Origin of the sequence: Algorimicrobium algoritergicola, from assembly GCF_008086165.1 — a bacterium.
Lineage (GTDB): Bacteria > Bacteroidota > Bacteroidia > Flavobacteriales > Flavobacteriaceae > Algorimicrobium > Algorimicrobium algoritergicola.
Genome location: NZ_VSKL01000002.1, coordinates 552,327 through 575,533, shown reverse-complemented (window position 1 = coordinate 575,533; position 23,207 = coordinate 552,327). Strand labels below are relative to the sequence as shown.

Genomic DNA, 23,207 nt, shown 5'->3' with positions numbered 1-23,207 from the left:
GCTTTTTTTTATTGTTGTAATAAGCTATTAAAATTGGTATCTCACACCAAGTCCAATGTCAAAGTCTAAATCGTTATTGTCATAATCACTATTTCCAAAACCTAATTCAGGTCTGAAATCTAAAGATAACAATAATGGGAAGTCAAAACTGTATTCAATACCAACTACACCTGCTAAAAATAAAAAAGCGTCAGAGTCATCCTTTCTATAGTAATCCTTTCCTCTGTAATAATCATTATCAATTTTAAAAGTTCCAAAACCTAAACCAGGTCCTGCGTACCAGTTAAATCCACCTTCAATATTCCAAACCCACTGATATAGTCCAGCCAATTTAAAACCATCATAATACTTACCATCACGCCAACCTAAATCAAATTCTAAACGGTTGTTATCACCAATAGCACGTTGATACGAAATTTCTGCTCCAAAACCATCGCTGTCTCCTAATCTTAAACCAATGGCATTTTTAGAAATTTCTTGTGCAAAACCTGTTGCAATAAAACCTAAACCGACTAAAATAGCCATACATGTATTCTTCATAAATTTTTCTAATTGTTTAATTACTATATCTACGTTTAATATAAAGTATTAGCCCATATTATTTGTAAAAATAACGTTAAAACTGCTATTATATTGAAATTCTTGTTAGCTTTAAAGTGCCGTAAATAACTAACACATTGAAGCAGCATTTATTAGAATTAAAACAAACTTTAAAAGGTGAATTATTTTTTGATGATTTAATGAAATCATTATATGCAACCGATGCATCGGTTTATAGAATGTTGCCGCTTGCTGTGGCGTATCCGAAAGATAATGAAGACCTTAAAACGCTTATTCAGTTTGCTAAAAAACATCAAACATCTTTAATCCCCAGAACTGCTGGAACGTCTTTAGCAGGACAATGTGTGGGAACGGGCATTGTAGTTGATGTGTCCAAACATTTTAATCAGATTTTAAGTTTTAACGAAACTGAAAAAACCATAACGGTTCAACCTGGCGTTGTTCGTGATGTGTTAAATAATTATCTAAAACCTTACGGCTTGTTTTTCGGACCAAATACGTCCACATCAAATCGGTGTATGATTGGTGGCATGGTTGGCAATAATTCATCAGGAACTACGTCCATTCAATATGGTGTTACACGAGATAAGGTTAAAAATCTTCACGTTATTTTAAGTGATGGGAGTGATGCTGTTTTTTCAGAAATTTCAAAGGAAGAATTTCATATAAAAGCACTTCAGCCAACATTGGAAGGACACATTTATAAAACAATTTATCGGGAACTTGCTCCGGAAACTGTTCAAACTGAAATTATAAAAGAATTTCCAAAACCAGAAATTCATCGTAGAAATACAGGTTATGCTATTGATAAATTAATTGAATCTGATGTTTTTTCATTTTCAGATAAGCGCTTCAATATGTGTCAACTGTTATCTGGAAGCGAAGGAACTTTAGCATTCACGACTGAAATAACATTGTATTTAGACGAATTACCACCAAAAGAATCTGCCTTAATATGTTTACATTTTGAGTCTATTGAATCCTGTTTACAATCCGTTGAAACCGTTATGCACCATGATTTGCATACTTGCGAAATGATGGATAAAACCATTCTAGATTTAACCAAACACAATAAAACCCAACAGGAAAACAGACAATTTGTTGAAGGTGATCCAGAAGCTATTTTAATGTGTGAAGTGAGAGCCCATTCAGAGCCTGACTTAAAACAGCAAATCCAAAATCTCCAAGAAGCTATTACTAATTTGCAATTATGTTATGCACAAGTGGTGCTTCAAGGTGATGCTATTAACCAAGCCATGGAATTACGAAAAGCTGGATTGGGACTATTGGGAAACATGATTGGTGATAAAAAATCGGCAGCCTGTATTGAAGACACCGCCGTGGCCATACCTGATTTAGCACATTATATTTCAGATTTTACCAAGCTCATGACCAGCTATAACCAAAAGGCGATTTATTATGCCCATGCTGGGGCAGGTGAGTTGCATTTGCGACCTATTTTAAATTTAAAGCAAAAGGAAGACGTTGTTTTATTCCGAAAAATAACCACAGATGTAGCCAAGCTTGTTAAGTCATATCAAGGCTCCATGAGTGGCGAACATGGTGATGGTATTGTGAGAGCTGAATTTATCCCTCTCATGATTGGTGACAAAAATTATGAAATTTTAAAACGTATTAAATCTGCTTTTGACCCAGAAAATATATTAAATCCTGGTAAAATAGTCGATGCGTTTCCCATGGATGAAAACTTACGCTATCAACCTGAAAGAGTAGAACCTGAAATTGAAACCATTTTAGATTTTTCAGCATCATTAGGAATCTTACGGGAAGCCGAAAAGTGCAATGGATCAGGCGATTGTAGAAAACTACCTGAATTTGGCGGAACCATGTGTCCGAGTTATCGTGCTACCAGGAATGAAAAAGATACCACCCGAGCACGAGCCAATGCTTTACGTGAGTTTTTAACGACTTCCAATAAAGCGAACAGGTTTAATCATGATGAATTAAAGGATGTTTTCGATTTATGTGTGAGTTGTAAAGCATGCGCAAGTGAATGTCCAAGCAGTGTAGATGTGGCGAGTTTAAAAGCGGAATTTGAGTATCAATATCAGAAGGAAAATGGAAGTAGTTTACGGACTAAACTATTCGCGTATAACAATAAATTGAATGCCTATGGAAGTCGTTTTCCGGGTGTTACTAATTTTATGTTTTCAAATGAAGTAACAAGTACTATTATTAAAAAAGCAGTAGGCATAGCACCTAAAAGAAGTCTGCCCTTAATTTCAAGTATTAGTTTAAATAAATATATTCAAAATACTTTAAAAGAAGGAAATGAGCTTCATAAAATAAAAACCATTTATTTCTTTATTGATGAGTTTACTAACCATCTGGATTCCGAAATTGGTCAAGACGCATTGCATCTTTTACACGCTTTAAATTACGATGTGAAGTTTATAAAACACGACGAATCAGGTCGTGCATTTTTATCTAAAGGATTTTTAGAACAAGCAAAAAAAGTCGCTAATAAAAACGTGTCTATTTTTTCTGAAGTTATTTCAGAAACAACACCTTTAATCGGCATTGAGCCATCGGCTATTTTAACTTTTCGCGATGAATATATCAAATTAGTAGATAATAAAGGTGCAGCCAAAAAACTCGCTAAAAATTGCTTTTTAATTGAAGAGTTTCTTCAAAATGAAATCATATTAGGAAACATCAAACCTGGCCAATTTACTACCGATTCTAAAATAATTAAGTTTCATGGACATTGCCATCAAAAGGCTTTAAGTAATCAAAAAACAAGTTTTGATATGTTGAATTTGCCTAAAAACTATCGTGTGACAATCATTCCTAGTGGATGTTGCGGCATGGCAGGAAGTTTTGGTTATGAAACCGAACATTATGAAGTGAGTATGCAAATAGGTGAGCAGACACTTTTTCCGGCTGTTAGAAAAGCTACAGAAAAAACTATTATTTCAGCCAATGGCACCAGTTGCAGACATCAAATCAAAGATGGTACGAATCGCGTGGCATTACATCCAGTTACAATATTGAAACAGGCTTTGCTGTAAGTTGTTTATTTTTAAAGAGTTGATTGTATTTTCTTTATAAAAAAGAAAATAAATTTGGAAGCTAATTAAAAATCCATTTTTGTTTCTGTGATAATACAATTACATTAGCTACAAAAATTGGTTGTATGGCAGGAAATTCCTTCGGAAATTTATTTAAATTAACAACATTTGGCGAGTCGCATGGCATAGCCATCGGTGGAATTATTGATGGTTGTCCTCCTGGATTGGAAGTCGATTTTGACGCCATTCAGCTAGAATTAAACAGGCGAAAACCCGGCCAATCTGAAATTGTCACCCAACGTAAAGAACCCGATACGGTTGAATTTCTATCTGGGATTTTTGAAGGTAAAACAACAGGAACGCCAATTGGTTTCAACATTCAAAACGCAAATCAGAAATCTAAAGATTACTCACATATCAAAGATGTGTACCGCCCAAGTCATGCCGATTATACGTATGATAAAAAATATGGTATACGTGATTATCGTGGTGGTGGAAGGAGTTCAGCGCGTGAAACCGCTTCTCGAGTAGTGGCTGGAGCTTTGGCTAAACAAGTTTTGAAATCGGTTAAAATTCATGCTTATACATCATCTGTAGGAAATATATTTTTAGAAAAACCATATCAGGATTTAGATTTTTCGAAAATTGAATCCAATGTCATTCGTTGTCCAGATGCAGAAACGGCAGAACGTATGATTAATAAAATTAAAGCCATCCGAAAAGAAGGTAATACCATAGGAGGAACCGTGACGTGTGTATTACAAAATGTGCCGATTGGCCTGGGAGAACCTGTTTTTGACAAACTTCATGCCGAACTAGGAAAAGCCATGTTGTCCATAAATGCCGTTAAAGGTTTTGAATATGGTAGTGGATTTTGTGGTGCTAAAATGACAGGTACCGAACATAACGATTTATTTAATGCGGATGGTTCTACAAAAACGAACTTATCTGGTGGCATTCAAGGTGGTATTAGCAATGGCATGGATATTTATTTCCGTGTGGCATTCAAACCAGTAGCAACGGTTATTCAGAAGCAAGAAGCTTTAAATTCAAATGGTGAATTGGTAGATATGCAGGGAAAAGGACGCCATGACCCCTGTGTTGTTCCAAGAGCTGTACCTATTGTTGAAGCTATGGCAGCATTGGTGTTAGCCGATTATTTCTTATTAAATAAAGTATATTAATACAGTAAACTATAACGATTTAGATTAACGATTTATGAAACGAGCATGCTAAAAGCGTTATTACTCAAATCAATGACTAATAGCGAACAGCATGTGACCATAAAAAAATAATATAAAGAAACACATGAAGAAACTCGCATTACATTGGCAAATTATACTCGGAATGGTTTTAGGTGTTGCTTTCGCCTTAATTATGTCCAAATTCGAATTTGGAAGCCAAATAATAACGGATTGGGTAAAACCTTTCGGAACAATTTTTATCAATTTATTGAAACTTATTGCGGTTCCTTTAATATTGGCATCTTTAATAAAAGGTGTTTCTGATTTAAAGGATATTTCCAAGTTATCAAAAATGGGAGGTAGAACCATTGGGATTTATATTGTTACGACGCTAATTGCCGTATCAATAGGTTTAGCTGTGGTGAACATCATTCAACCTGGTAAATCTATTTCTGAAGAAACCCGAACCGAACTCGTAGAAAGTTATAAGTCTGATGCTGAAGGTAAAATTGCGGATGCTCAAAAGCAAAAAAATGCAGGACCTTTGCAAGCTTTGGAGGATTTAGTGCCCAGCAATATTTTTCTAGCTGCTAGTGATAATGGCAATATGCTACAAGTTATTTTCTTTGCTATTCTATTTGGACTCGGATTGATATTAATTCCTGAAGAAAAATCAGCACCTGTAAAACAATTTTTTGATAGTTTTAACGAGGTGATTCTCAAGCTCATTGATTTAATAATGCTCGCAGCGCCTTATGGTGTTTTTGCATTATTAGCAGCTTTAGTTGTAGAGGCGCCGAGTGCCGATTTGTTTAAAGCCCTTGGCTGGTATGCATTTTGCGTGGTTTTAGGTTTAGCGCTTATGATGGCGGTTTATGCCGTTTTAGTTTATGTTATAACCAAAAGAACACCGAAATTTTTCTTTAATGGAATAGCGCCTGCACAATTATTAGGTTTTTCAACCAGTAGTAGTGCAGCTACCTTACCTGTAACGATGGAGCGTGTGGAAGAACACTTGGGTGTTGATGAAGAAGTTACCAGTTTTGTGTTGCCTATTGGCGCAACCATCAACATGGATGGTACTAGTTTATATCAGGCCGTTGCAGCCGTTTTTATTGCACAAGCCTTTGGTATGGATTTAAGTTTTGGTGTGCAATTAGGGATTATTGCAACAGCAACCTTAGCCTCAATTGGTAGTGCTGCTGTACCTGGAGCAGGAATGGTAATGCTTGTAATTGTTTTAGCACAAGCTGGAATTCCAGAGGCAGGATTGGCCCTAATTTTCGCAGTAGATAGACCACTTGATATGTGCCGAACCACAGTAAATATTACTGGTGATGCAGCTGTTTCTATGATAGTTGCTAAATCTGTCGGGAAACTTGGTGATCCAAAAGTTAAAAATTGGGATGATAATTATGCTAAAAAAAATAAGGAAGTAAAATAAATTTACTTCCTTATTTTTAATAATTAATTCAGAGTATCGCTCATGAATGATTGTTTTTTTATGTATCCATGGGAAAATATAGACCCAGAAAATGATACCAGTCTCGCCTTGATTTAAGAATGTGTAAAGGGTGGTCATGGTGTTGCACTATGTTCACCTGTAAATTTAACAATTCGTAATAGCGTTACGAATGCTTTTTGTACAGTTATTAACCGAATGGAAAAAGTGCCTGCTTACTTAAAAGCTTTTTGTGAAAAAGCAGTATTACGTGAAGAAATGCTTCCACTTGCTGGTTTTGACACTCTTTTCTTTCGCGCAAATCTACCTTTAGATACTATTTATGCTTAATTTTTTAGACTCGGTTAAGGATGATGTCTTTATTACATAATGTAGCTGTTTTAGATGGTGGATTACCATGAAACGTTTAAAAAAATTGGCTTATCGTGTTATTGCAGCCGATTCGTAGGCAAAAGGCTACAGTTTTGCTAATACATTTGATTTGCTTCATAACCAATATAAAGTGCAACGCGATATTGCATTCACCATTACATTGCACGTTTTCAGAGGTGGTGGTTTTACTAAAGATCATTTGTATTTGTCTGGATTAAAAAAGGTCTATCAATACACTCAAAATGATGGTGATTGAGATGTGTCATTAACAGGAAAGGTAATAATGGAATATTCAGATGCTATTTACAGATTGTAAAAATTAGGATTAGCTGTTACCTCCAACCATTATACGGATTCCTTTAAAACAAATAAAAACACGAACACAACGATTGATTTTATTCTAAATAGCTTAAAATAAAAACCTTAAAGAATTTTCAGTCTGTTAACTTTTTGCCAACACTTAAAAATGCGTAGACTCTCACATTTTTAAGAATTTGATTCGTTCCTAATTAACAGAAATTAGGCTCAAACTAACTAAATTCTTTAAGGTTTCTTGATACACAACAAGTTATTTGTTATTTCAGACGTATTCTAATGAGAATGCGTGATTGGGACGTTTCAATGCGTAAAACAACGCTTTAGATTAGAATTCCAAAACATTTTGTATCTTTTTAAAAAAACTATTTAGTATGAAAAAATCAGATTTCAAGGGTTTAAAAGCCTTATTTATTAATTGCACTTTGAAAAAGTTTCCTCAAAAAAGCCATACAGAAACACTGATCAATGTTTCTAAAACCATCATGGATAAAGAAGGCGTGAAAACGGAAGTTATTCGTTTTATTGATGAAAATGTTGCTGTTGGTATTTATCCCGATATGACAGAGCATGGGTGGGAAACCGATGTTTGGCCAGAATTATTTAAAAAAGTGATGGATGCTGATATTCTTATTATTGGAACGCCAATTTGGTTGGGAGAAAAATCATCAGAAGCGCAAAAACTCATTGAGCGATTATATGCCATGAGTAGTAAAACCAACGACAAAGGTCAATATATTTTTTACGGAAAGGTTGGTGGTTGCATGATTACAGGTAATGAAGATGGCGTAAAACATTGTGCTATGGGTATTTTATACGCCATGCAACATGTGGGATATTCCATTCCGCCACAAGCAGATTGTGGCTGGATAGGCGAAGTAGGACCAGGTCCAAGTTATGGAGATACAAAATGGAAAGATAAAAAAATAAATCCACCAGTTGGTTTTGATAGCGATTTCACCAATAGAAATACGACATTTATGACCTATAATTTGTTGCATTTAGCCACTATGTTGAAAGCACAAAATGGATATCCTAATTATGGAAACTCTCGCGAAGATTGGGATGATGGAACACGTTGGGATTTTGAAAATCCAGAATATCGCTAGTTACTCTAATTTATTTGTCTAAAATTATTTGACTGTAGAAACCATCTTCAAGATGCTCGGTTCGCAACTGTGGTTCAACTGAAAAGTTGTTCTTAAAATAGTTTAATTGTGGGTTGCTAACAGCTGGTATTGGCGTACTACCTGTTTCCCAGAAAAAACTCGTATTTTTTGGCGTATTAATAGTTGTGTTCCCCATCACTTTAAGGTCATATTCAACTGGAAATTTACTGTTATTATGTGGCATTAGAACATAATCTATTTTAAATATAGAAGTTTGTTGGTGTTGTGTAGTATCTGTTAAAACTTGTTTGTTTATCGGAATAAAAACAGCAATAAAAACCAAAATAGTACTGAAAATAAATATGGTTTTAATAGCATTCTTCTTTAAATTAAAAACACTTAAAATCATCAAACCTGATATCAATATAAATGGTAAAAAGAAGCGGTATTGTGGTGATGTGTTCCATAAAATTATCATTGTAGCAACAAGCATGATATAGAAAACCCAATAGCCTTTTTGGTGAAACCATTTTTTAATGATAAATGGTAAGGCAACTAAAAGAATTACTAGTGCTTTATTAAATATGCCATGAATTCCAGGGGCAAATAGCCAGTGCTTCATGCGCTCTATAAAAGATGTTTCGGCAAAAATTTCAGGTGTCATTTGATAACCATAGGCCAAACCATAATCTTTAAAATAGATTGCAATAGTTTCAGGAAGATGCCAGTCTAATTTAAGGCTATCAAGCCCTAAAAAAGGATGCAATGGATTTCCGGTAATGATTGCATTTTTAATGATTAACAAGCAGCCTGAAATTCCTAGTATCGAAAATATACTGAAGTTTAATAATCGTGTTTGCTTATAAAATTTCGCATAAATAGTAAGCGGGAATAGTATAAATGGTAAAGCTGTGAGTTTAATACACACCATAAATCCTGTTAATAGGATGAGGGATAGAAACACATCTTTTTGGTATTCGCCATACGTAGTAATAAATTGATAAAAAACAATTACCGAAAGCACATAAATGGCCAAATCTGGCGATGGTGCACTAATAAATTGAAAGAGTAGGAGGTTTGCAATAGGTAATAATCCTATAAACAAATATATCTTGTTGAGATTGTCCGATTTATAATAGATGTTTATTTTAAGGATGGCGTAAACATTTGTTATGAGTAAGGCCAATCCGCTTAAATCGTTGAGAGAATCAGTTAAAAAGTTGAAGCTATAAGCACTTTGTAAAATATGCCAACCGGAAGTTTGTCCTAAAAATAAATGTAAATTCACCAACCCTTTTACAAAACCGTAGTCATTGAGCCATGCAATGGTTTGAATATAATACGTTTCATTATCAACTAAAAATGGAGCAGAAGCACATTGTGCTAATATGAGGATTGTAATTACTGCTAATAAACTCTTAAAAAAAACGGATAGGCTTTTAAATTCAAAAACGAAATTCGGTAAAAAGGACTTTATAAATTTACGGATCAGACCGAATAACATGCAGGTTATTAATAGTAAAACAACATGGAAATAAGCATTGACAGGAAATCCAATGGCCCAAAAACCAGTAAAAAGCATGATGCCAAATAAACCATGAAAAATGGTAATGATTGCATTACAAGATGTTATTTTTAAAACTCGATTCAAACTTATACCAAAAACCATACTGGTGAAAATGATGTAAATCCACGAAAGGAGTATTAATAGCATGTTTAAGAGAAACGGTTTAGTACATTATAAACTTATTATAAAAATGGCATTTTGGCAAGTTGTATTTATTAAAATGACAGATACATTTTTAATGACCACTCACAATCCGTCCATCAATCATGGTTAATTTACGGTCTGCCATGTTAGCCAATTCTTCATTATGTGTAACAATAACGAAGGTTTGTCCAAATTCGTCGCGTAATTTAAAAAACAAATTATGTAAGTTTTCAGCCGATTCGCTATCTAAGTTTCCTGATGGTTCATCAGCAAAAATTATTTTTGGATTATTAATTAATGCACGAGCTACTGCTACACGTTGCTGCTCACCGCCAGAAAGCTCATTGGGTTTATGTTGCGCACGATCTTTTAGTCCTAAAAAGTCTAATAATTCGGTTGCGCGTTTTTCGGCAGCTGCTTTATTAGTTTTTTTAATGTAAGCCGGAATGCATACATTTTCAATGGCAGTAAATTCTGGTAATAATTGGTGAAATTGAAAGATGAATCCAATTTCTTCATTTCGAAATTTTGCTAATCCTTTTTCAGATAAACTACTGATATCTGTGTTGTTAATAGCAAAGGTGAAATCTTCTTTTTTTGACGGTTTATCCAGTGTGCCTAAAATTTGGAGAAGCGTTGTTTTTCCTGCACCTGACGCACCAACAATAGAAACTATTTCTCCTGCTTTAATATGTAAATCAACACCTTTTAAAACGTGTAAATCTTCGTAGTATTTATGAATATTTTTTGCTGAAATCATTGCTATATAATGAACAAGCAATGTAATACTTTAAATAACGCTTTACAATTATGAATTTGATTTCTTGTTGAATATTTTCTTCACATTATTGTAATCAATAAAGTATTGAATTTTTAGTGAAAATGAATTTTGAATAGGCTGTTTTAGAAGTCTATCAAAATTGTTTGTAAAGTTAAGTGCTGCTTCTGAATCGTAATTAAATAATTGATTTCTATATAAAGCTGTTAAAAAGCTTCCAGGAGCAAATTGCCATGAATAACTTAGATCTAAATTCCAAGTACTAAAATTAATATTAGGATCATCTAATCCTGTGTCTTCAAAGGAAACGTCTGTTTCCAATAAACGGCCATTCTCTTCTAGTACATAGATGTTATCATCATAAAGAACGGTACTCCAATAATTTCTAAATGTTAGATTTAGTGAATGAAAAGGATTAAAACTATAAGAACCCGCAATACTATTTACCATTGTTTTTTGATCCCGATTTCCGAAAATAATAGCATCCGCTGTACTATCTGCATAACCACGATCGCCATTAATTTTATCATAATCAATAGAATAAATAAGTAATAATTTATCGTTTAATTTTACGCGCGGACTAATGCCAAACCAAATATTGTTGGTTTCTCTGCCATCTTCAAAAAACGTAGCACCTCCAATATTAGCATCAATAGCAAACTTTTTATTGTAATTTGAAGAAATCCAAACATTACCATTTATCCGGTTTTCATATATAAAATAGCGTCCTTCTGCTCGAGGCTCAAAATAATCGTATTGTTTTCCTGGTTGTAAATTTACATTACCACCAAAACCGTGTAGACTTTTTAATTGAGCAGAAAAGGAAACACCCACAGTACTTCCTGTATACGTACTCGGGTTTGATAAACGGTTATAATCTATCCATGTATTAAAATTATACCTGAGGAAATTACTTGTAGGTTCAAAAGTGCGATAAGACGCTTCAACACCAAAATTGCTAAAATTATTTCTAAATTGAAGTCCTAAATCGTTTATATCATAAGTGTCATCAGCAAATTCATGTCCAATCCAATACTGCCAATTCCCAAAAACTTTGGCTAATTCTAACTTATAACTATACCCTGTTTCAGTACCGGACTCCAAATTAACATTACTCATTTTTAATTCGGCTTCCATGTTATAGGTGTTCTTCTTGGTGGTTAAATCAGCTAAAAGCCCAGTAACATTTGCATCTCGAAAATGACCATTTCTAGTAACGTTGGTATTTATTAAACTGACAGATGAGTTTTGATTAAATTGCTGATCTACCACTAAAATATTATAATTAGCAAGTGGTTCCACTAATTCATCACGTCTAGTATAGGTGTCTAAATTGTTGATTTTAGCATATGTTTTTTCAGTAATAGCATTAAAAATTCCAACTCCCAAGCCATTTTTTGTTCTTCCTGATACTTTTAGTGCATTTAAAACCTTTGTTTGACTTGGATAATCTTGAACTTCCTCATTTGGTCCTAATGATACCGAACCTGAAGGCTCATTTCCAACACGACGAGAGAAAAATAAATCGCCTTTGGTAAAAAGATCCACACCTTCCGTGAAAAATTGACGTTGTTCAGAAAATGTTTGTTCAAAAGGGCCTAGATTTAATTCCACGCGATCAAAACCAGCTTGACTGAAATCTGGTATTAATGTGGCATCCAACGTAAAGTTTTCGGTGATACCATATTTTAAATCCATTCCGGCGTTGAACTGTGTCTCTGTGTCACCATCATAGGTGTTAACTATGCCTGATATAAACGGATAGAATGTAAGTCTTGTTGGCGGATCTAAATTGGTTAAACCTTTTAATTGACCATTATAGATCCCAACATTTCCTTTAGTAACATCAATTGGGTTCCATGTGAACTGCGAACGATTTCTTCGATAATGTCTATGGATTTGTAAACCCCAAGTTGGGACTTCTTGATTTGAAAAACGCAAGGTTCTGTAAGGTATTTTCATTTCAACAATCCAGCCATCGTCTACAATTTCTACAGCACTTTCCCAAACGGCATTCCATCCAAAATCCTCGCCAATTCCTGGCGATTCAATAGCATCTGCTTGAACTCCAGAGCTGAAAACAAAAAATTCAGTATTGTTTTGTCCGTCGTTATTTGGGTTTAAAATAAATCCGAAAAAATCAGATTGACCAAAATCATCACGACGGGTTAATTGGCGCATAATATCTTTTGGATTATCATATAAATAAGCACCTACATAAATGGCATCATCGTCATAGGTTATTTTAACAACTGTACGGGTTTCATGTGTTTCTTGGATGCCCATTTCTGGGTCAAACTGAATGAAATCTTTTGCTTCTTCTACATTTTTCCATGATTCATCATCCAGATTACCATCAATTTTTGGTGCTGCGGTTGTTCGCGTTATATTTAAGGTTTTCTTCTCTTGAGCTAACGAGATTACATAGCAAAATGAGAATACTAGAAGAAACAGCCTATTTTTCATGTGGTTTTTTTGGTTGGTTTTAAAGTTTTATAGACTATAAAAAAATAAAGTTGTTACACTTTGGCTGCAAATCTAAAGGGCTTAATTAAAAAAGAATCATAATTAAACGTTAAAAACAAGGTTTTAATTATGACTTATTTATGTTTCTAGTCTTTATTTTACTGCTTTTTTAATAAAACAAATGAATCAGAAGGATTCGTTAAAAGGCTGATATTTTATGTGTACTATTTTTTGGAATACTATTTGCATTTATAAAAATAGAATTAGTAAATAATATATGAGTTTAGAAAAATTAAGTAAATCAAAAAAACTGCTAGTCGGTTTGTTTTTTGATGCCATGGGATATGTGTCTTACATATTTCCGCCTTTTGATTTTGTTTGGGCACCATTATCAGCTTATTTAATGAGTAAAATGTATGCTGGTAGAAAAGGTAAAATTGCAGCGGCTTTCTCTTTTGTTGAAGAAGCCCTGCCTTTTGTTGATATTATTCCATCATTTTCAATTATGTGGTTTTACACCTTTTATTTGTCTAAAGACGAAAAATCAATAGAATTAATAGAAGAAGAAAAAAAAAGAGTGATTAAATAATCACTCTTTTTTTTTAGTTTATAAAGAATAGGTGAGACCTATACTGAAATTTCTGCCCATATTATAAATACCATCTGGTTTCAGACGGGATAGATGATTTATATAGGTTTTATCCGTTAGATTTGTTCCTGAAATGGTAATAGATAAATCATTGTTAAATAATTGAACGTTACCACCAAAGCCAGCACTTAACAAATTATAACCGTCAGTAGTTGTTTCAAAAGTACTTACATTTCCTTGATTGAAAACCGATCTAAGTTTCACAAAAACATATGAATTAGTGATCGGTTTTAAATCGAGTTCCACGCGAATCGTATTACTCAAACTATTAGCAGGAATTAATGGTAAATAACTGCCAGAATCTAGCTTTCCAGTTACCGTTTCAAAACTACTTTCATAATGCAACCAATGTATTGGATGTGGATGAAAATGCATACCTATTTCTCCACCATAAAGCGCGGCATTATCTTGATCATAGTTATAAACTGGCTCATTATTTATAATAGTACCATCGGGAGATAAATAGATATAATCATTGATGTGATTATAAAAACCATTAACAAAAAACTCAATATGTTTGTTTTTAAACTCTAAAGCTAAATCTGTTTGAAAATTTTGTTCAGTATTTAAATCAATATTACCAATTTCATACCTATTGGTTCCGTGGTGAACACCATCTGAAGTTAATTCAGCTAAATTGGGAGCTCTAAAACCTGTTGCTAAATTTAAACGCGCGGTAATATTTTTAGTAAGATTCGTTTTTACACCAAAAGCTCCATTAAAACTATTGAAAGTTTTATTGATGCTGTTATTAATTTGAAGCCAACGGTTGTCATATCGAGCACCTAATTGTAAATCGAATTTTTCAAAATGAATATGTGACATGGCCAAAATGCCAAAATCATTAGTAACGGCATCTGGAATTAATATTTCCTCACCATAATTGGTGTTTATCTGGTTCATACCTTGGATACCAACAATAGTTTCAAATTTACCCATAATAGGTAAATGGTATTTAACATCATAATTGGCTGTTTTTAATTTCATTTGAAGCGCAGGAAATAATGCTTCGTGTTCATCGTGATGTTCCTCTTCATAGTCATCATGTTCATCATGATCATCATGTTCTTCATGCTCTTCATGTTCATCATCATGAATTTCATCTTCATGGTCATGTTCATCTTCAAACTCTTTACGATCATTATAGATGTATCCTAAATTGAATTCTAATTTGGAATTATTAAAAAATACGGTGGAACGCGAACTAAATATATGATTGGTTAATTCCTGATATGGCAATAAAGGGGTTTTATTAGTCGATTGTTCGCCAATTTCTTCTGGAATTCCTATTTTGGAATGATTGATATTATAACGAAAATCTGTTTTAAAATTAGTGGATTGATAGCCAACTCCAGCCTTGAAGTCCTGTTCTTTGAAACGCGTATTTGTAACCCGATAATCAGCGGTATTGTAATCTGCATGTTCTGTAACACTTCCTCTGAATAAAACCTTAAACGCTTCCCCTGATGCTTTATAACCAGCACTTGTACTATAACCTTGAGTATTGGCGAAATAGGTTCCGCCAAAATCTGCATTATTTGAATTTTCTTGCGCGAATTTTTCAGGATTAATATATAAAACACCACCAAGCGCATCACTACCATAGAGTAGGGAAGCAGGGCCTTTAATGACTTCAATACTTTCCACACCAGCATCGCTCAATCCAAGTCCGTGTTCATCACCAAATTGCTGGTTTTCTAAACGCACTCCTTGCGTATAAACTAAAACACGGTTTGAGCTCAAACCTCGAATTACAGGTTTTGTAATGCCTAATCCTGTGCTAACACCTTCAACACCTGCAATGTTGGATATGCCTTCACCGAGCGTTACCGCTCCTGAAGCTTTCAATTCTTTAATCGTTTGGCGTTCCACTTTCATTACATTATCACTTTGAAGCTTATGGAAAGGTGTGGATATAATTACAGCTTCCATTTCAATAGCTGAACTGGATAGTGTTAATGAAATAGTTTCAGTTGTAGGAATTACTAAATTCATAGATTTTGTTCCATATCCTACAAAGGAATAGACTAATGAATATGTTCCCGCTGGTAAATTTTCAAGATTGAAATTACCATCAAAGTCCGTGGTTGTTCCTTTTTCTAATTGTGGAAAATATATATTTACGAATGGTAGACCTTCGTCTGTTTCAGCATCTGTAACGATGCCATTAATGCTGTTTTGACCGATAGCTAATGAGGCCATGGACAAAAACAACAGATTTAAAATTGTTTTCATGTGTTATGTATAAATAGTTAATAATAAAAAAAATTAGATATTAACTAAATACAGGAGGTCCACGAAGTGAAAAATGAAGTTGTTGGTAAGGGCTTAAAAAAAAGTATTGTGAAGTAGAGATCTCATGATTCTCGATGACCTCTAAAACATTGAAGTTTTCAGGAATATGAAAAAAATGATTGGTTAATTTAAATTTGTAAAATTCACATTCTAAATCTAGCGCATGGAAATGAGTTGTTGACTTATCAATACAGGTTTCATGTTTATGGTTTTCAAAAACATGAGCAACTTTTACAGCAGCAGGTAAGAGGATAGCCAATACTAAAAGTACTGTAAATCCTTTAAAAATGATATGTTTCTTTAGTTCTTGCACTAATCTAAAAAGCGTTTTAAACCGAATCGTTTGAGCATTTTCTTTTCAAATTCCCAGAAAAATTTAAACTGTCCGAATAGCCAACCAAATGTAACTAACAGGATTTGATAGAAAATAAGCCCAATAATAATGAATAAAATCCAGTAGAGCAATGGGTTTAAGTTTTCTTTAGTAATTCCCAAGAAAGCAATTATTGGTCGCCCGACTAATAATGATGAGCTTCCAGTTACTGCAAATACAATGAATATGCGAATAATTTCCCATCTGTATGTAACTTCCCAACGATTTTCAAGTTTTGTAAAAAGCCATAATGTTATTTTCAAGAGAAGGACAAACAAGATAATGGAATAGACGAATTGTATCAGTAGAATTTCAGATAAAGGCAAAATATTAGCAAGTCTGAAACAAGAATATAGAAGTCCAATAATTCCTAAAGCAGGAAATAAAAGCTGCCAGTTATGTTGAATTTCCCAAGTTTCTTTGAATTTTTTCATACCTCAAATTTGGCTGCAAAGATACTTTAAAATTGAGGATTATGCGAGGATAATTTCTGTTTATACTTCTCTTGAAAAAAAACAAAATAGTGGTAGAGTAAATAATTAAGTTCAAGGCCATAATCAGTACCCTGTTGATAATTGATGCTCATTCCGTATAAATTGTTGTTATAACGCGAGGATACAACGCGATTATTCCATTCTGTAACATACTGTATGTTTTTTGCCTCTAAAAAAGACTGCGTATAAAAACTTCTAGGTTTAGCACGTCTAGCCATCCAAGAATCAAATCCAGCCTCTATGATAATGACTTCATACTCCAATTCCTCATTAACAAGCTTTATGGTGTCTTGAGTTTCTGTTATTGCCGTTTCTGAAACATTACCAACTGTTTCAGGCGTTTTACAACTAGCAAATAAACAGAGTGTTATAAGGATGCTACATAGCGATTTCATAAATCTTCTTTTCTTAAAAATACAAAATTTAAAGAACTTACAGGCGGTTCAATTGCATTTTAAAAAAAAAGTCAGACCGTTATGGCCTGACTTCTTATTGAATAATATGTTTGATTTTTTATTTTCCAAAAAGGCCACCTAGCAGTCCGCCAAGTCCACCTTTCTTTTTACCACTATTTAAAACCATTCCGGCAACATCATCAATAATACTTCCGTCACCATCAGCATCTAAAATAGATTCTAAAAAGCTTTGTTCATTATCTTTAGAGTTTCCGCTTAACAAGCCTCCTAATAAACCTTCAATACCAGAGGAGTTATTTACATTTTGCTCTCTAGTTTGTTTGCCTAAAACACCCATCAGAATTGGTGCAGCTACTTTAAGGATTTGGGCTACAGATCCTGCGTCAATTCCAGCTCTGGCGCCTATAGCATTTTCTACATTGGCTTTTTTACTACCTAAAACGTGATTTAATATTTTATCGCCTTCATTAGTCACAGAATCATCAACACCACCAGAGAAAAGACCACCAAGATTATCTAGAATACTACCATCATGTTTGCTATTATTTAATGCACCTAATAATCCTTCAGCACCTTGAGGCGTAGCAGCATTGCGTTTCATAGCTTGCATAAGTACTGGTAAAGCCATGGTTAAAACATCTTGTGTTTTACTTTCCGATTGTTTGGATTGTCCGGCAACACCACTTATTATGGTTTTACCCATATCACTATTTAATAAATCTAATATTCCTGCCATGCTTTTTATATTTTAAAATGTTAGGGCTTCAAGGTAGTAAAAACTTTAAATATTTATTGTTTTTCTGTCTTTAATATGCTGATAATCTGCGAAGCAAGTTCGGTTCCAATTCTATCTTGTGCTTCATTAGTTGCAGCCCCAATATGAGGTGTTAATGATATTCTTCCATTCATCAAAACTTGAATTGCAGGTGATGGTTCTTCCTCAAAGGTATCTAAACCAGCAAAGGCTACCTTGCCAGACTCTAAAGCCTTGACTAAAGCTACTTCATCTACAACACCACCTCGAGCGGCATTAATAATTCCAACACCATCTTTCATGATGTTAAATTCTTTCTCACTGATAACATATTCTTTTTGAGCGGGAACATGTAGCGAAATAAAATCGGCTTGTTTTAAAATTTCTTCCGTCGGTTTCGTTTTAATTTCTACATTTATAAATTGACCATTATAAAACTGCACTTTTATAGTTGCTTTGCCAACATATTTATCGCTAGCAATGACTTTCATACCAATACCAAGTGCTATTTTAGCAACTTGACGACCAATACGACCAAAACCAATAATACCTAATGTTTTGCCACGAAGTTCCACGCCTTTAGCGTAGTTTTTCTTTAAAGATTTAAACTGGGAATCACCATCCAATGGCATATTCCTGTTGGAGTCATGTAAAAAACGGACGCCTCCAAATAAGTGAGCAAAAACAAGTTCTGCAACCGAGTGCGATGAAGCATCTGGTGTGTTAATGACATGGATATTTTTACTACGTGCATATTCCACATCAATATTATCCATTCCAACACCACCACGACCAATAATTTTTAATGATGGACAGCTATCTATTAAATCCTGGCGTACCGTTGTAGCACTACGAACTAATAACACAGCTATGTTATTTTGGTTGATATAATTTGCTAATTGTTCTTGGGCAACTGTTGTTGTTAACACTTCATAACCCGCTTCCTCTAATGCTTCTATACCAGTTTGTGAAACACCATCGTTTGCTAATACTTTCATTTAAAAACTTGATTTTTGCTCCCAAAAACAAGAGAGCTTTTAATTAAATACAATTTGTTATTTTATTTGACTGTTACGCCTTACGTTCCAGCTCGCTCATAATATCCACTAAAACACCAACACTATCTAATGGCATGGCATTGTACATAGATGCGCGATATCCACCAACACTTCTGTGACCATTAAGACCGTTAATACCTTCTTCGTCCAACATGGTTTCAAAAGTTTCTTTTAAATCTTCGTTGGTTAAATTGAAAGTTGCATTCATTTTTGAACGATCTTCCTTCATGGCATAACCTTTAAACAATGGGTTTAAGTCGATTTCACTATAAATTAATTGTGCTTTTTTGTTGTTTTCTTTTTCAATAGCTGGAATACCACCTAAATTTTTAAGCCATTCCATAGTTAACATGGATGTGTAGACGGCAAAAACGGGAGGTGTGTTAAACATGCTACTTTTACCAATGTGAACTTTATAATCCATAATAGATGGAATTTTACGAGATACTTTTCCTAATATATCTTCACGAACCACTACTAATGTCGTTCCAGCAGGACCCATATTTTTTTGAGCACCAGCATAAATTAAATCGAATTTGGTAAAATCTAATTTGCGTGAAAAAATATCACTACTCATATCACAAACCATCGGAATATCACAATCTGGAAAGGATTTCATTTGCGTTCCAAAAATGGTGTTGTTGGATGTGCAATGGAAATAATCATAATCTGTTGGAATATCGTAACCTTTTGGAATAAAGTTGAAGTTGGCATCCTTGGATGAAGCAACTTCATAAACATCATCATAAATACGTGCTTCTTGAATAGCTTTATCCGCCCAAGTTCCTGTATTTAAATAGCCTGCACGTTTTTCAAGTAGATTTAAAGCTACCATTAAAAACTGTGTACTAGCGCCTCCTTGAAGAAACAAAGCTTTGTAACCTTTACCTTCTAAACCGAGTAATTCCAAAGCCAAAGCACGTGCTTTTTCCATAACATCCACAAAGGGTTTACTTCTGTGGGAAATTTCGATTAATGATAAACCATTATCAAAATCTAAAATAGCTTCTGATGCTTTTAGCATCACTTCTTTCGGTAATATGCAAGGTCCTGCACTAAAATTATGTCTTTTCATGGAAAAATATAGTTTGTTATCTCCGTTTACTACCTTCAGTGTTTCCAAAGGAAGTCGGAAATTAATATAATCTGTGATTGCTACAAAGGTGCTAAATTCTCATAAAAAAGCAGGCAATAAATCAATAACTTATCAACTAATTTTTAACAAAAATGAAATAGTATCTACGTTGTCTGCATAATCCCAAAGTTGCGGATTTTGCGTTTGCCCGAAGGGAATTTCTGAATCCAATAAACCGTTAGCAACCACACATTGAATTTTATCAGAATCGGCTTGTAGCTTGTCTTTTAAGGTTTGTGAGTCTGTATAATACTCATAGAAAACCGTAGCAATAGGCGATGCGTAACTGCTATCTTCCTTAATCATTAAGAAGCCATTTTCTAACATATCAAATTCGCTCATTAAATAAACAGCCTTATTATAATCGTAGTTATTAGCGTATTTATTTTGGTGAATTATAGGGTGCCATTTGTACATAGCCTTAAAGAATTTTTGAAAATCGTAATCTTTAGGAACTAATAATTTGGATACATTTCTGCAACCCAAACCATAATATCTAAAAATATCTTCGGAAAGCGCTTCTAGTTGGTCTTCCGTTTCTTCACCTGAAAGAACAGCTAAAGAATTTCTGTTTTTACGAATAATAGACGGTTTTCCTTTAAAATAATATTCAAAATAACGCGCTGTGTTGTTGCTTCCCGTGGCGATTACTGCTTCAAATGCATCGAGTTTATCTGTAGTAAACGTAATTTTCCCTTTAAATTCAGGCGCTACAGTTTCTAAATATTTTGCTAAAAAAGGTAAGAGGTGTTTGTCATTGCTGGACTGTTTTACAACCACATGATGTCCAGATATTAAAACCGATAGAAAATCGTGAAAACCGACTAGCGGAATATTTCCAGCCATGATAATGGCTACCTTTTTAGGATTAATACCCTTAAAGTTATAGTTATTAAGCCATTGTTTAATATTGCTTTCAGTCAGTAATTTAGACCAGCCATCAAAAGAAAAAATAAGATTCTCTTTTGTAAACCACGCATTGTGTTCTTGAGCAATTTTTATTTGGTGTTTAAAACCATCAAAAAACAAATCGTTATGTAAAATAGCGTTGTTTTCTTCAAAGGGATCTGCCGAAAATTGTTCAAGAAATTTCCCTAATTCAACAAACGCGTTAATTCTTTGTCGTAAATCCATGTATGATTTGGTTATGAATGGTTTTGGCTTTATTTTTGCAACTGCAAATTTACATAAAGCAAGTGAGCAACAAAAGGTTTTAATTCTGATAATGGTGATTAATTATTTGAAATTCAAAAGAAACCTTTATTAGAAATTATATCGAAAGATTAATAAATATAGAAAACAATGGCAATTATAATAACAGACGAATGTATTAATTGTGGTGCCTGCGAGCCAGAATGTCCAAACACGGCTATTTATGAAGGTGCTGACGATTGGCGCTATAAAGATGGTACCAGTTTAAACGGAAAAGTGGTTTTGCCAAATGGTAAAGAAGTAGATGCTGATGAAGCCCAAGAGCCAATTAGTGATGAAATTTACTACATAGTTCCTGATAAATGTACAGAATGCGTTGGTTTTCATGAAGAACCGCAATGTGCTGCTGTTTGTCCTGTAGACTGTTGTGTGCCTGATGATTCGCATGTGGAAACGAATGAGGAATTAGATGGTAAACAACGTTTTATGCACCCGGATTCTTAATAATTATTTTAATATTATTTTATATGAAACCTCAAGTTTATGCTTGAGGTTTTTTGTTTTATTGATTTTTTATGATGTAATTATTCATAATTATTAAGGTCTTTAACAATTTCCAAAAAGGGTATTCAAACTATTCAAGTAATTAGTTACCTTTGCGCCTTCGTGCCGAAAAGGCATGGCTAAAAATTAAGTACAACCTTAAAAAGAGATTTCTGCATGAGCAGGAATGTAGTTTATGAAAGCAGGCATCGTAGGATTACCAAACGTAGGAAAATCAACCTTATTTAATTGTTTATCAAACGCTAAAGCGCAAAGTGCCAACTTTCCGTTTTGTACCATAGAACCCAATATTGGGATTGTAAACGTTCCAGATCCAAGATTGGAAAAACTAGAGGAATTAGTAAATCCCGTACGTGTGCAACCAGCAACCGTGGAGATTGTGGATATTGCAGGCTTGGTAAAAGGCGCGAGTAAAGGTGAAGGTCTAGGAAATCAATTCCTTGCTAATATTCGTGAAACAGATGCCATTCTTCACGTATTGCGTTGTTTTGATAACGATAATATCATTCATGTGGATGGAAATATCAATCCCATTCGTGATAAGGAAACCATTGATATGGAATTGCAGTTAAAAGACTTGGAAACAGCCGATAAAAAGTTGGAAAAAGTTAAGCGTGCTGCTAAAACTGGTAACAAAGAAGCGCAGAAAGAAGAAGCTGTTTTATTGAAAATTAAAGCAGGTTTGGAAGCAGGTATTTCTGTTAGAGCTTTAGAATTTTCAGTTGAAGATGATATCGAATTCGTAAAACCAAGTCAATTTATTACGGATAAACCCGTTATGTATGTGTGTAATGTGGACGAAGATTCGGCAAATACAGGAAACGCGTATGTTGATAAAGTTCGCGAAGCTGTAAAAGATGAAAACGCTGAAGTTTTAGTTTTAGCAGTGGGTACAGAAGCTGATATTAATGAATTAGACGATTACGAAGAGCGTCAGATGTTTTTGGCTGATATTGGTTTGGAAGAGCCAGGTTCCGCTAAATTAATTCGTTCGGCATATAAATTATTAAACCTACAAACCTATTTCACAGCAGGTGTTAAAGAGGTGCGTGCGTGGACAATAGACGTTGGTGCATCCGCTCCTCAAGCAGCAGGAGTGATTCATACCGATTTTGAAAAAGGCTTTATTCGTGCCGAAGTTATTGCTTATGCGGATTATGTGCAATTTGGTAGCGAAGCAAAAGTAAAAGAAGCTGGGAAAATGCGTGTGGAAGGAAAAAATTATATCGTTAAAGATGGCGATGTGATGCACTTTCTGTTTAACGTTTAATTTTTGGTTCTTTTACGTTAAAGGTTAACTATTCAGTAAATTTTTCAGAGTTTTGCA

The 23,207-nt window shown here is 34.1% G+C and carries 20 protein-coding genes and 1 pseudogene; 9 read left to right on the top strand and 12 right to left on the bottom strand.

Annotated elements, in window-relative coordinates:
• Positions 1-27: 27 nt before the first annotated feature.
• Complete coding sequence (locus tag ES675_RS08575) at positions 28-540, bottom strand: hypothetical protein (protein ID WP_066257153.1); 513 nt, start codon at positions 538-540, stop codon at positions 28-30.
• A gap of 200 nt (positions 541-740) precedes the next feature.
• Here ES675_RS08575 and ES675_RS08570 point away from each other — a divergent pair, with 200 nt between their 5' ends.
• The 6 genes and pseudogenes from ES675_RS08570 (at position 741) to ES675_RS08545 (ending at position 8,035) form a co-directional block, all read left to right on the top strand.
• Positions 741-3,593, top strand: coding sequence for an FAD-binding and (Fe-S)-binding domain-containing protein (locus ES675_RS08570; protein ID WP_082986021.1), 2,853 nt, complete (start codon positions 741-743; stop codon positions 3,591-3,593).
• 125 nt (positions 3,594-3,718) lie between these two features.
• Entirely contained in the window at positions 3,719-4,777 is a 1,059-nt protein-coding gene (gene aroC, locus ES675_RS08565; protein ID WP_066257144.1) for a chorismate synthase, read from the top strand.
• A gap of 124 nt (positions 4,778-4,901) precedes the next feature.
• A complete protein-coding gene (locus ES675_RS08560; RefSeq protein WP_148367372.1) occupies positions 4,902-6,221 on the top strand; it encodes a dicarboxylate/amino acid:cation symporter in 1,320 nt (439 codons plus the stop codon).
• Between the two features lie 171 nt (positions 6,222-6,392).
• Positions 6,393-6,569: a hypothetical protein gene (locus ES675_RS16745; protein WP_449374886.1), complete on the top strand. Its 177-nt coding sequence runs from the start codon at positions 6,393-6,395 to the stop codon at positions 6,567-6,569.
• A 133-nt stretch (positions 6,570-6,702) separates the two neighbouring features.
• A pseudogene (locus ES675_RS16615) lies at positions 6,703-6,867 on the top strand (tyrosine/phenylalanine carboxypeptidase domain-containing protein); the annotation flags it as partial.
• Positions 6,868-7,300: 433 nt separating this feature from the next.
• Entirely contained in the window at positions 7,301-8,035 is a 735-nt protein-coding gene (locus ES675_RS08545) for a flavodoxin family protein (RefSeq protein ID WP_066257125.1), read from the top strand.
• 10 nt (positions 8,036-8,045) lie between these two features.
• Here the strand turns inward: ES675_RS08545 and ES675_RS08540 are convergent, their stop codons facing one another.
• From ES675_RS08540 to ES675_RS08530, 3 genes are all read right to left on the bottom strand, one after another.
• Entirely contained in the window at positions 8,046-9,749 is a 1,704-nt protein-coding gene (locus ES675_RS08540) for an LIC_10190 family membrane protein (RefSeq protein ID WP_148367370.1), read from the bottom strand.
• A gap of 88 nt (positions 9,750-9,837) precedes the next feature.
• On the bottom strand, positions 9,838-10,506 hold the full coding sequence (locus ES675_RS08535; RefSeq protein ID WP_066257120.1) for an ABC transporter ATP-binding protein: 669 nt from the start codon (positions 10,504-10,506) through the stop codon (positions 9,838-9,840).
• A gap of 48 nt (positions 10,507-10,554) precedes the next feature.
• Complete coding sequence (locus tag ES675_RS08530) at positions 10,555-12,990, bottom strand: DUF5916 domain-containing protein (protein ID WP_066257116.1); 2,436 nt, start codon at positions 12,988-12,990, stop codon at positions 10,555-10,557.
• A gap of 277 nt (positions 12,991-13,267) precedes the next feature.
• On the opposite strand from ES675_RS08530, the gene ES675_RS08525 reads away from it, so the two are divergent.
• The gene (locus ES675_RS08525) at positions 13,268-13,579 is read left to right on the top strand and encodes a hypothetical protein (RefSeq protein WP_148367369.1); all 312 of its coding nucleotides are present in this window, start codon (positions 13,268-13,270) and stop codon (positions 13,577-13,579) included.
• A gap of 18 nt (positions 13,580-13,597) precedes the next feature.
• Here the strand turns inward: ES675_RS08525 and ES675_RS08520 are convergent, their stop codons facing one another.
• From ES675_RS08520 to ES675_RS08485, 8 genes are all read right to left on the bottom strand, one after another.
• Complete coding sequence (locus tag ES675_RS08520) at positions 13,598-15,874, bottom strand: TonB-dependent receptor (protein WP_066248097.1); 2,277 nt, start codon at positions 15,872-15,874, stop codon at positions 13,598-13,600.
• Between the two features lie 40 nt (positions 15,875-15,914).
• Positions 15,915-16,247, bottom strand: coding sequence for a hypothetical protein (locus ES675_RS08515; RefSeq protein ID WP_066248095.1), 333 nt, complete (start codon positions 16,245-16,247; stop codon positions 15,915-15,917).
• Positions 16,247-16,741, bottom strand: a complete 495-nt coding sequence (locus ES675_RS08510; protein WP_066248093.1) for a DUF6787 family protein — start codon at positions 16,739-16,741, stop codon at positions 16,247-16,249. Before ES675_RS08510 ends, ES675_RS08515 begins: the two co-directional genes overlap by 1 nt.
• Before the next feature lie 26 nt (positions 16,742-16,767).
• Positions 16,768-17,196 carry a DUF6146 family protein gene (locus ES675_RS08505; RefSeq protein WP_066248091.1) on the bottom strand — a complete coding sequence of 143 codons (429 nt, stop codon included), beginning with the start codon at positions 17,194-17,196 and terminating at the stop codon, positions 16,768-16,770.
• A 118-nt stretch (positions 17,197-17,314) separates the two neighbouring features.
• On the bottom strand, positions 17,315-17,953 hold the full coding sequence (locus tag ES675_RS08500) for a DUF937 domain-containing protein (RefSeq protein ID WP_066248089.1): 639 nt from the start codon (positions 17,951-17,953) through the stop codon (positions 17,315-17,317).
• Positions 17,954-18,006: 53 nt separating this feature from the next.
• A complete protein-coding gene (locus tag ES675_RS08495) occupies positions 18,007-18,969 on the bottom strand; it encodes a D-2-hydroxyacid dehydrogenase (RefSeq protein WP_066248087.1) in 963 nt (320 codons plus the stop codon).
• Positions 18,970-19,042: 73 nt separating this feature from the next.
• A complete protein-coding gene (gene serC, locus ES675_RS08490; protein WP_066248134.1) occupies positions 19,043-20,104 on the bottom strand; it encodes a 3-phosphoserine/phosphohydroxythreonine transaminase in 1,062 nt (353 codons plus the stop codon).
• Positions 20,105-20,236: 132 nt separating this feature from the next.
• Positions 20,237-21,298 (bottom strand): acyl-CoA reductase, encoded by a 1,062-nt coding sequence (locus tag ES675_RS08485; RefSeq protein ID WP_066248085.1) that lies wholly within the window; start codon positions 21,296-21,298, stop codon positions 20,237-20,239.
• A 168-nt stretch (positions 21,299-21,466) separates the two neighbouring features.
• Between ES675_RS08485 and ES675_RS08480 the strand changes: the two genes are divergently transcribed.
• Together ES675_RS08480 and ychF are read left to right on the top strand one after the other, a co-directional pair.
• Entirely contained in the window at positions 21,467-21,820 is a 354-nt protein-coding gene (locus ES675_RS08480; protein ID WP_066248082.1) for a 4Fe-4S dicluster domain-containing protein, read from the top strand.
• Positions 21,821-22,055: 235 nt separating this feature from the next.
• Positions 22,056-23,150, top strand: a complete 1,095-nt coding sequence (gene ychF / locus ES675_RS08475) for a redox-regulated ATPase YchF (protein ID WP_066248080.1) — start codon at positions 22,056-22,058, stop codon at positions 23,148-23,150.
• Positions 23,151-23,207 lie beyond the last annotated feature (57 nt).

Bases quoted from the DNA above. Each gene is read 5' to 3' on its own strand.
- ES675_RS08480 (WP_066248082.1), top strand. From the start codon at position 21,467: ATGGCAATTATAATAACAGACGAATGTATTAATTGTGGTGCCTGCGAG.
- ES675_RS08520 (WP_066248097.1), bottom strand. From the start codon at position 15,874: ATGAAAACAATTTTAAATCTGTTGTTTTTGTCCATGGCCTCATTAGCT.
- ES675_RS08560 (WP_148367372.1), top strand. From the start codon at position 4,902: ATGAAGAAACTCGCATTACATTGGCAAATTATACTCGGAATGGTTTTA.
- ES675_RS08575 (WP_066257153.1), bottom strand. From the start codon at position 540: ATGAAGAATACATGTATGGCTATTTTAGTCGGTTTAGGTTTTATTGCA.
- ES675_RS08495 (WP_066248087.1), bottom strand. From the start codon at position 18,969: ATGAAAGTATTAGCAAACGATGGTGTTTCACAAACTGGTATAGAAGCA.
- ES675_RS08540 (WP_148367370.1), bottom strand. From the start codon at position 9,749: ATGCTATTAATACTCCTTTCGTGGATTTACATCATTTTCACCAGTATG.
- ES675_RS08485 (WP_066248085.1), bottom strand. From the start codon at position 21,298: ATGGATTTACGACAAAGAATTAACGCGTTTGTTGAATTAGGGAAATTT.
- aroC (WP_066257144.1), top strand. From the start codon at position 3,719: ATGGCAGGAAATTCCTTCGGAAATTTATTTAAATTAACAACATTTGGC.
- ychF (WP_066248080.1), top strand. From the start codon at position 22,056: ATGAAAGCAGGCATCGTAGGATTACCAAACGTAGGAAAATCAACCTTA.
- ES675_RS08530 (WP_066257116.1), bottom strand. From the start codon at position 12,990: ATGAAAAATAGGCTGTTTCTTCTAGTATTCTCATTTTGCTATGTAATC.
- ES675_RS08545 (WP_066257125.1), top strand. From the start codon at position 7,301: ATGAAAAAATCAGATTTCAAGGGTTTAAAAGCCTTATTTATTAATTGC.
- ES675_RS08570 (WP_082986021.1), top strand. From the start codon at position 741: ATGAAATCATTATATGCAACCGATGCATCGGTTTATAGAATGTTGCCG.
- ES675_RS08505 (WP_066248091.1), bottom strand. From the start codon at position 17,196: ATGAAATCGCTATGTAGCATCCTTATAACACTCTGTTTATTTGCTAGT.
- ES675_RS08525 (WP_148367369.1), top strand. From the start codon at position 13,268: ATGAGTTTAGAAAAATTAAGTAAATCAAAAAAACTGCTAGTCGGTTTG.
- ES675_RS08535 (WP_066257120.1), bottom strand. From the start codon at position 10,506: ATGATTTCAGCAAAAAATATTCATAAATACTACGAAGATTTACACGTT.
- ES675_RS08510 (WP_066248093.1), bottom strand. From the start codon at position 16,741: ATGAAAAAATTCAAAGAAACTTGGGAAATTCAACATAACTGGCAGCTT.
- serC (WP_066248134.1), bottom strand. From the start codon at position 20,104: ATGAAAAGACATAATTTTAGTGCAGGACCTTGCATATTACCGAAAGAA.
- ES675_RS08500 (WP_066248089.1), bottom strand. From the start codon at position 17,953: ATGGCAGGAATATTAGATTTATTAAATAGTGATATGGGTAAAACCATA.